11 protein-coding genes and 1 pseudogene are annotated in these 8690 nt (G+C 62.6%); 7 read left to right on the top strand and 5 right to left on the bottom strand.

Annotated elements, in window-relative coordinates:
- On the top strand, positions 1-831 hold an 831-nt coding region (locus FM111_RS01810), incomplete at its 5' end, for a DUF1295 domain-containing protein (protein WP_306299132.1).
- On the opposite strand, the gene FM111_RS01805 is transcribed toward FM111_RS01810, so the two are convergent.
- Positions 828-1235 carry a DUF2177 family protein gene (locus FM111_RS01805; RefSeq protein WP_087139026.1) on the bottom strand — a complete coding sequence of 136 codons (408 nt, stop codon included), beginning with the start codon at positions 1233-1235 and terminating at the stop codon, positions 828-830. The genes FM111_RS01810 and FM111_RS01805 overlap by 4 nt on opposite strands.
- A gap of 149 nt (positions 1236-1384) precedes the next feature.
- Entirely contained in the window at positions 1385-2287 is a 903-nt protein-coding gene (locus tag FM111_RS01800; protein ID WP_218779155.1) for a LysR family transcriptional regulator, read from the bottom strand.
- 131 nt (positions 2288-2418) lie between these two features.
- On the opposite strand from FM111_RS01800, the gene FM111_RS01795 reads away from it, so the two are divergent.
- The gene (locus FM111_RS01795; protein WP_087139024.1) at positions 2419-3591 is read left to right on the top strand and encodes an MFS transporter; all 1173 of its coding nucleotides are present in this window, start codon (positions 2419-2421) and stop codon (positions 3589-3591) included.
- A gap of 43 nt (positions 3592-3634) precedes the next feature.
- Complete coding sequence (locus tag FM111_RS01790) at positions 3635-4642, top strand: alpha/beta fold hydrolase (RefSeq protein WP_087139023.1); 1008 nt, start codon at positions 3635-3637, stop codon at positions 4640-4642.
- Between the two features lie 174 nt (positions 4643-4816).
- On the opposite strand, the gene FM111_RS16105 is transcribed toward FM111_RS01790, so the two are convergent.
- Together FM111_RS16105 and FM111_RS01775 are read right to left on the bottom strand one after the other, a co-directional pair.
- Complete coding sequence (locus FM111_RS16105; RefSeq protein WP_143276022.1) at positions 4817-5218, bottom strand: hypothetical protein; 402 nt, start codon at positions 5216-5218, stop codon at positions 4817-4819.
- 514 nt (positions 5219-5732) lie between these two features.
- Complete coding sequence (locus FM111_RS01775) at positions 5733-5945, bottom strand: cold-shock protein (protein WP_087139020.1); 213 nt, start codon at positions 5943-5945, stop codon at positions 5733-5735.
- Between the two features lie 551 nt (positions 5946-6496).
- Between FM111_RS01775 and FM111_RS16595 the strand changes: the two genes are divergently transcribed.
- From FM111_RS16595 to FM111_RS01760, 4 genes and pseudogenes are all read left to right on the top strand, one after another.
- Entirely contained in the window at positions 6497-6769 is a 273-nt protein-coding gene (locus tag FM111_RS16595; protein WP_373407950.1) for an MGMT family protein, read from the top strand.
- Positions 6770-6937: 168 nt separating this feature from the next.
- A complete protein-coding gene (locus FM111_RS01765) occupies positions 6938-7201 on the top strand; it encodes a glutaredoxin family protein (protein WP_087139019.1) in 264 nt (87 codons plus the stop codon).
- A gap of 10 nt (positions 7202-7211) precedes the next feature.
- Positions 7212-7445, top strand: a pseudogene (locus FM111_RS16485) (2Fe-2S iron-sulfur cluster-binding protein); the annotation flags it as partial.
- Between the two features lie 27 nt (positions 7446-7472).
- Entirely contained in the window at positions 7473-8258 is a 786-nt protein-coding gene (locus tag FM111_RS01760) for an FAD-binding oxidoreductase (RefSeq protein ID WP_256968051.1), read from the top strand.
- Positions 8259-8337: 79 nt separating this feature from the next.
- Here FM111_RS01760 and FM111_RS01755 read toward each other — a convergent pair whose 3' ends face one another.
- Entirely contained in the window at positions 8338-8532 is a 195-nt protein-coding gene (locus FM111_RS01755) for a heavy-metal-associated domain-containing protein (RefSeq protein WP_087139017.1), read from the bottom strand.
- Between the last annotated feature and the right edge of the window lie 158 nt (positions 8533-8690).

Here is an 8690-nt window from a genome sequence, read left to right as displayed (position 1 = left end):
GCGGCTGATGCAGCCCTTCGTACGGCTGTGATCGCCCTGCTGCCGCTCTGGTTTGCGGCGACGCTGTTTCTCGTTCTGGTCATGAGCGCGGCCTGGGCGGTTCAGCGCCGCACCGGCCAAGGCGGATGGGCCGACGCCTTCTGGTCCTTCGGCCTCGGTATGGCTGGCGTCGGCGTCGCCCTCTTTCCTCTCGGCGGCGTGGAGCCGTCATACCGCCAATGGCTGATCGCCGGCCTGATCGGGCTCTGGGGCCTGCGGCTGGGCCTGCATATCGCACGTCGCGCCACCGGCGAAAACGAGGACGCGCGCTACGCCCGGCTGCGCACCGAATGGGGCGACAGATTCCAGGCCCGGATGTTCGGCTTCTTGATGCTTCAGTCCGGGGCCGCCGCCTTCCTGGCGCTCAGCGTACTGCTGGCGGCGCGCAACCCGATGCCCGGCCTGACCCTGCAGGATGGTTTCGCGACCCTGATCTTTATGTCCGCCCTGCTGGGCGAAGGTGTGGCCGACCGTGAGCTGGCCGCCTTCAAGGCTGATCCCGCCCATCGAGGCCGCGTCTGCGACACCGGCCTCTGGGCTTGGTCACGGCACCCCAACTATTTCTTCGAGTGGCTGGGCTGGTGCGCCTGGCCGGTGTTCGCCATCGACGTCAGCGGCGCCTGGCCCTGGGGCTGGCTGGCACTGACGGGTCCTGCCTACATTTACTGGCTGCTTAACCATGTGTCGGGCGTCCCCTTGCTGGAGGCCCATATGCGCCGTTCGCGACCCGACGCCTTCGCCGCCTACGCCGCCCGCACCAGCCGCTTCTTCCTTCGCACACCGCGTCGTTAGACGACGCGCAGCAGCCGCATGGCCAGAGCGCAGGCAATCGATGACGAAACGGCGCTGACGCAGACGCCCCAAGCCATGTCGATCAGCGACAGTTTCAGACTCCAGGTCTTGAGCGTGGCCAGATTAGTCAGGTCGTAGGTCCCATAGGCGAAGAGGCCGAACAGTCCGCCCCACAGCAGCGCCTTCTTCCACCCGCCTTCGGCAAGGCCCGGCAGGACCGCAAAGAGCGTCAGGCCCCCAGCATAGAGCGCATAGAAGGCGACCGCCGGCGCCAGCCTGAAGTTGTCCGCCAGCATCGAGCCGATCAGGGGGCGGTAAAGCCGGTTCCCCATGCTGCCGAGCCAGGCCGAGTCGATCACGGCGAAGACGAGGAGGGTCAAAATGTAGGGGGCAGCTATATTCACGGCTCAGCTCCATAAGCTCCTGACCGATACGCCCCGAATGCGCTGACGGATCGATCTTCGGGACATGAATGACTGAACTGCGCCAGGAACGGACATTGTTTCAGAGACGAAAAGACGTCAGTCAGTCCCATCGGCATCTCCATTTCTGCTCATCTCCAGGGCGGCTTCGCAGACCATTCGGCATGGATATGGTCGATGAACATCCTCACCTTGGGTGAGAGATGCCGGCGGGTTGGATAGACGGCGCTGACCGGCGCTTCCTCGCGACGGTAATTTGTCAGGACCGGCGTCAGACGCCCCTCGCGGATGTCTTCGCCGACCAGGAAGGCACCCAGCTGAACCAATCCCAGCCCCGCCAGGGCGGCATCGCGCACGGCTTCGCTGTTGTTCAGCCTCAAAGCCCCATGGACGCAGACTTCTCTATCCTGGCCGTTCACCCTGAAGCGCCATGGCGTGACGCTGCCGCCAACCGTAAATACGACCTTGTCGTGCGCCTGAAGGTCATCGATGGCGGCGAGTTGCCCCCTGGCCTCCAGATAGGCCGGCGCCGCGCAGGTGATGAAGTGGTGTGGAGCGAGCGCGCGCCGGATCAAGCCGCTGTCAGTCGGCCCGGCGACACGAATGGCCAGGTCGACACCGTCCGCCGCCAGATCCCGGTAGTCATCCGACAGGGTCACATCGGCCTCGAGTTCGGGCCATTTCGCCAGAAAGCGATAGAGGGACGGCAGGATGTGTCTGCGCCCCAGAGCGATCGGCACATCAAGCCGCAACCTGCCCTTGGGGGCCTGATGTCGTTGGGCCAGCGCCGCCTCGGCGTCCTCGACCTCGCAGAGAATCCTGACGGCGTGATCATAAAAGAGCCGCCCCTCTTCCGTCAGGGCGACGCTTCGCGTTGTGCGGTGAATCAGGCGTGTGGCTAGGCGTTCCTCCAGGCGAGCGACGCATTTGCCGACGGCGGACCGTGACAGGCCCATTCGCTCGGCCGCCTGAGTGAAGCTCCTGGCATCGGCGACCCGCACAAAGGCCGTCACGTCGCTCAACTGATCCAGCACAGGCGCCTCATTGGGTCCATTTCGTCCCAAGACCATATATGAGAAGGCGGTTTATCGCGCCAGAGAGCCCAGCCATGTCTCCGCAACCACAGAACGGAGACGCGACGATGTCGTCTGGAACAACAGAGAGAATGCGCATTGAGACCGATGCGCCCAGATGGGTCCCTGTCGTCGCCATCGGCCTGTCGACCTTCGCCGTTGTCACGACCGAGATGCTGCCTGTCGGCCTCATGACGCCCATGGCGGCGTCGCTCGGGAGTTCCATCGGCGTCGCCAGCCTGGCCATTTCCCTTCCGGCGTTGTTGGCGGGCGTTTTCGCGCCAGTCGTTCTAGTCGCCTCAGGCGGCGTGGACCGGCGCCGCATCCTGAGCGGTCTTCTCGGTTTGTTGGCGATCGCCAACCTGGCCTGCGCTCTGGCGCCGTCGATGGGCTGGCTGCTCGCGGCGCGCATACTGGTCGGCTTTTGCATGGGCGGCGTCTGGGCCATCGCCGGCGGCCTGGCTCCGCGCCTTGTCCCGCCACAGTCGCAGGGCCTGGCGACCGCCGTCATCTTCGGCGGCGTCGCCGCCGCCTCCGTCCTCGGCGTGCCCATAGGCGTCATCATCGCGGACATCACCGACTGGCGCACAGCCTTCGGCGCCATGGCCGTTTTCAGCGGGCTTGTCCTTCTACTGAACCTTCAGACTCTTCCATCTCTCCCGGTCACGCAGACGGTTCGGCCGCAGCAGTTCCTGAGCCTTCTGACGCGCCGCCCGATTTGGTTGGGCCTGACAATCACCCTTCTGCTCGTGGCCGGTCACTTCATGGCCTACACTTTTGTGAGGCCCTTACTGCAGGACCTGTCCGGCGCCCCCGCACAATGGATCGGCCCGCTTCTGTTCGCCTATGGCGCGGCCGGCGTGGCAGGCAACTTCGTCGCAGGCGCCATGGCCTCACGACGGGTCTGCGGAACCCTGATCCTGATTTCAGCGGTCCTGGCTGCAACCCTGTTCGCCTTCCACACCCTGGAGGGAACAGCCTCGGGCGGAGCCCTCGTTCTGGTTCTGTGGGGCCTCGCCTATGGCGGTGTCTCGGTAGGTCTGCAGACCTGGATGATGCGGGCCGCCCCGGACGCCATCGAGGTCGCCACCTCGCTCTTTGTCGCCGCCTTCAATATCGCCATCGCCCTGGGATCCTTCGCCGGAGGACAGGTGGTCGATCGGCTGGACCTTCAGGCCAACATCCTGCTTGCGGCCTGCCTGACGCTCATGGCGTTGGGCCTGGCGCTCGTCGCCCGGTCCAGTCTCGCTCGCACTCCTCGTTGAACTCACGCATCCGCGCCTTTTTCAAATTCCTGCCCGGTTTCTCATGACGCACCAAACCTTCAATCTCGGCGACATCCAGCTTCAGTTTGGTGGAGAAATCCGCAGCGCCCGACTGGCCTATCAGACCTATGGCGCGCTCAACGCGGCCCGGGATAACGCCATCATCTACCCGACCTCCTTCGCCGCCACCCACGAAGAGGCGGCCTGGCTCATCGGCCCCGGTCGCGCCCTGGATCCAGATCGATACTTCATCATCATCCCGAACGCTCTGGGTTCAGGGCTGTCCAGTTCCCCGAGCAATAGCCCCCTTCCCAAGGCTGGCTTTCCGCACGTAACCATCCGGGATAATATCCTGCAGCAACATCGCCTCGTGACCCAGGGGCTGGGCATAGATCGTCTTCATATGGCGATCGGCTGGTCGCTGGGCGGGTCCCAGGCCTTCGAATGGGCATCCGCCTTCCCCGATCAGGTCAAGAGACTGTTCACCTTCCAGAGCGCTGCGCGCACATCGCGGCACTTCTCGATCTTCTTCGACAGCATCCGCGCCGCAATCATGCTGGATCCAGACTTCCAGAATGGACTCTATGACCGCCAGCCCGAGCGTGGGCTTCGCGCAGCGGCCCGCGTCTATGCGGCCTGGGGCTTTTCACAGGGCTTTTTCAGAAGACGGCTGGATCATACGGTGCTCGGATACGCCTCCATGGAAGATTTCCTCACGGACTTCTGGGAAGGCTGGTTCCTCAAACGCGACGCCAATAACTTGCTGGCGCAGATCTGGACGGGTCAGCACGCGGACATCAGCGCAAACGATACCTACGAGGGTGATCTCGACCTCGCCCTGGGTTCGATCAAGGCTGACACCGTCATCATGCCCGCCTCAAGCGATCTCTATTTCCCGGTCGCCGACGCTGCAGAAGAAGCCAGACGTATTCCCGGGGCCGAGCTTCGCATCTTGGAAACCGACTGGGGTCACGTCGCCGGCGAAGGTCTCAACGACGTGGATACAATCGCCATCGAACGCTCCATCGCGGACCTTCTGAAACGACGATAAGCAACCACCAGTTCGTTCCTGCGCCAGGACCGGACATTGGCACGAAATCCGAAAGCGCGCTTAGCGGGTTTGCCCGCGAAGGTCGCCACGCTTCCGTAGATCCGATCAGGCCAGATCGCGTATGCGCATTCGTTCTCGGCGCCGATCAGCACAGCCAGCCGGGGCGCCCGGCCTTCAATCGACATGTTGCGTATCGGCCTGCGCCTTGAAGTTGCAGGGCTTGGCGTCGTCTGCCGCCCGCCGGGCCGAGAGCCGATCTGGCGAACGTGTTGGCGAGGACGCGCCCAAAGCCTCGGCGACGCCCGAGAGGAAACGAAACCGCTGATGAGCCGTCAGCGCTGGGTCGTCTCCATGGCGCACCGCGCGGCTGTCGACACGACCTGCCTCGTCTCGAACCCGGTTGATCAAGGCGGCGAGATGCCCCTTGCTTTTGTGGTTATCCATAACGACGGCATGCGTTCTGGCTTCGGCCAGTCGTCGTTGCAACGCCGCATCGACATCCTGGCCCAGACCCGATCGCACAGCCATCTGGACAAAATCACAAGCGTAAAGTCGCACGAAATTTTCTTCGATCATCGGGAGTCTTTCGAATGCGGCTGCAAGGCCGTCTGATGCCCCGATGCAGGCGAGGTCGCCCTTTTCCGGGGCATGCGCGAGCCGCGTTCATCGCAGGCCCTTAGGAAGAGCGGAGCACCTGGCGACCTCGACGTCGATCAGCGGAAGAAGCTCAGCTGCCGCCGCGATCTGCGGCGGCAGCCCATGCTGAACCAGCCGCTGCGCATTGAAGCGCAAAGCCGTCAAATCCGTATCGCTGATCAGAGGGATTCTCTCAGCCAGAGGCGACATAGGCGCGTCCTTCAACCGGAGGGTCGGGGCGACGCGTCAAGCGCCACCCCTTCAACTGGTTGAAGCCGATCTCAACCCTGACCTCGTCCCCCAGGACGCTGGTCCTGAGCGGTCGATTAAGGCTGGGCAGGACCGTGATGACATGGCCGTTTTCCAACCTGACTCGGCGCGCTCCCAGAGGAAGCACGCCAGTCACCACGCCGTCGAACGAGATCCTGTCATCGCGAAAGGAGACGATGTCGCCCTAGGCCGCCACCGCAAGGCGGGCTGCGGATTCCTTACCGCTGCGAGCGTCCAGTTCGACCTCGAAGTCGAGCTTCTGCCCTTCATTAAGAGAGGAAAACGCGGAGGCCTCTATCGCGGAAGCGTGCACGAAGACATCCTTGCCTCCGTCATCGGGTGCGATAAAGCCGTAACCCTTGATTGAGTTATACCATTTTACTGTGCCGGTAGCCATTTTCAGACCTCCATATAGCGTTGGCGGCAGAAAAAACCTCTGACGCCTGTCGGGTCTGGGTGGGAACGGCTTTTGAACCTCTGTGCATCGTGCAGAAAAGGGCAGCAGCGTTACGCAAGAAGATCGACCTATTTGATATGGTGATTGATCATCATTGACGCAAGGTCGAAAAATAACAATCGCAATATCTTCTCAATGAAGATCCTGATCCAATCAACGGACCTCGAATTATTTTGACTGTTTCGATCCGGCGGATGCCTTGTCGACCAAGTTCTTCACGCTTGGATTGGAGGCGTTGATCTTAAGTTTAGCCTTCTTCGGCTTTCCCTTGGACTCTTTCATCGCTCTTACCTCTCATGTGCCAGGAGACCCTAACAGGCCAAGCCCCGGCAAATGAGGCCGCAACCTGCTATCTGTGGAATATGATTTGGCGGTCCCGGATAGCGCTTATTGAAGCTCTGCTGTGACGCTGGTTTTGTGCGCGGCATTATGTTCATTTCCGGCGCAGACGCTCCTGAAGCAGTCGCACACGTGGCGCTCCAGCTGGCCGAATATTTCGACGGCAGGCGTCGCCGCTTCGACCTCGATCTGGAGCCGCAAGGCAGCGCCTTCCTCAGCGGGCCTGGCGAGCCCTGCGCGACACGCTCTATGGATCTGTCCTGTCCTACGGCGAGCTCGCCAAGCGCATGGAACCGCCTACCTCCGCACGCGCCATGCGCTCCCCCGTCCATCCTCATCTCCTGCCGCAAAATTCTGTCGGCTCACGGCCAGATGACAGGATACAGCGCCGGCCTGAAGCGAAAGCAGGCGCTGCTGGCGCATGAAAACACCCATCGTCTCCATCCGGTTGTTCAGCTCTCCCCGTTCCTTCGCTCCTCTTGACCTTGCCAGCGCTGGAAGCCCCACGCTGACGGCAATCTTCCTCTCCACCGGCGGCGCCGCAGCCGTTCGACCCGCGAGGAACACCGTCGAATTCAGAAAAGGGCACGACCATGACGGACGCCAGCACACCCCCTATCCTCATCTACACGACCCCCACCTGCCCGGACTGCCATGCGCTCAAGCGCTGGCTCGGCGAGCAAGGCATCCCCTTTGAAGAACGCGATCTCACCGACCCGCAGATCGCTGAGGAGGCCAAAGCGCGCACGGGGGTCCGGGTCGCCCCCATCAGCATCGTCGGCGCCGACATCTTTTACGGCACATTCCAGAGTCAGAAGCCCGGCCTGATCAGGGCGCTTGGACTGCAAGGCCTGTGAGGAAGCGGGCATGACAGCCAGACGCGTTGACATCCGGCAAGCACGAAGCAGTCCCGAAGTCCAGGAGGGTCAGACTCTCCTGGAGGCGGCGCTCGCCGCCGATATTCCCTACCCCCATGGCTGCAGGTCCGGGCGCTGCGGCGCCTGCAAGTCACGGCTGATCGAAGGAGAGGTAGAACTACTCCCGCATTCGCGCTTCGCCCTCACAGATGAAGAGAAGGGAGAGGGCCTTATCCTAGCCTGTCGGGCGCTTCCCCTGACGGATACAGCCGTGGCCTGGCTCGGCAGCGACGAGGCGGAGGTCGTCCAAGCTTCACGCCGCGTGACCGGCGTCGTGAGCCGACTTGAAGACCTCACCCACGACATTAAATTGGTTCGGATCGCCCCCGATCAAGGCGCGTTCCTGGATTTCGCCGCCGGACAGTATGCGCAAGTCGGCTTCAACGGGGTTCCCGCGCGCAGCTACTCCATGGCTGGCCGTCCAGGCGACGACAGCTTCGAGTTCCACATTCGTCGTGTTCCTGGAGGCGCCGCGTCGGAGCATGTACACGGCGCCTTGAGCGTCGGCGACAAGGTCGCGCTGGAACTCCCCCTTGGTTCCTCCTCCCTGCGCCAGCATCATTCCGGCCCCATCCTGTGCGTCGCCGGCGGCTCAGGGCTCGCGCCCATCAAGTCGATTGTCGAAACCGCCCTCGCCCACGGCATGAGGCAACCGATCCATGTCTACTTCGGGGTTCGGGCCGAGCGCGATCTCTACCTTGTCGAGCATTTCCGGGCTCTCGCCAGACAGCATCCCAACCTGATCTTCACGCCTGTTCTGTCCGAAGAGCCGTCCGCACAACATCGGAGCGGATACGTGACACAGGCTGTTGAGGAAGACCTCATCGACCTCAACGGCTGGAAAGCCTATGTCGCCGGCCCGCCGCAGATGGTGGACGCGGCGATGGCGACGACCTTTGCGCGCGGCCTGCGGAGTGCGGACATGCACGCCGACGCCTTCTTTACCCCGGAAGAGCCTCTGCCGCAGGTTCGGACCCTAACGATCGAGACCCAATGACAAAGGCCCGCCGCGAGGATGCTCGCGGCGGGCCATGGCTTTTATTCGCGACGCCAGGCCAGACCTGAACCTCGAGTTCTCAGCCCGCAGCCGCCGGATAGCCGGCCTCTTCGAGAACCTTCAGAACAGCTGCCGAGGTCGCCGTCGTCTCAACCTTGACCGTCCGAGAACCAGGATCAGTCTCGATCCTGGCGTTCGGGTCGACGGACTGGATCGCCCGAGTCACGGATCGAGCGCACCCCCCGCAAGTCATGCTCTCTATTCGGAGTTCCATGAGATCTCTCCTTTTCTAGGTCTCATGTTGCTCAAGCTGAGGCTTCCAACCTTGTCAGGGTCAAGGGAATCCAAGAGAGAAAAACGGGTATTGACCTTCCCATGGTTGGAAGCCTCAGCTTGAGCAACATGAGACCTAGAAAAGGAGAGATCTCATGG

This window comes from Brevundimonas diminuta 3F5N (genome assembly GCF_900163625.1).
In the GTDB taxonomy this organism is placed as follows: domain Bacteria; phylum Pseudomonadota; class Alphaproteobacteria; order Caulobacterales; family Caulobacteraceae; genus Brevundimonas; species Brevundimonas diminuta_A.
The sequence above is the reverse complement of the archived record's forward strand: the minus strand, read 5'-3'. Positions and strand labels throughout refer to the sequence as shown.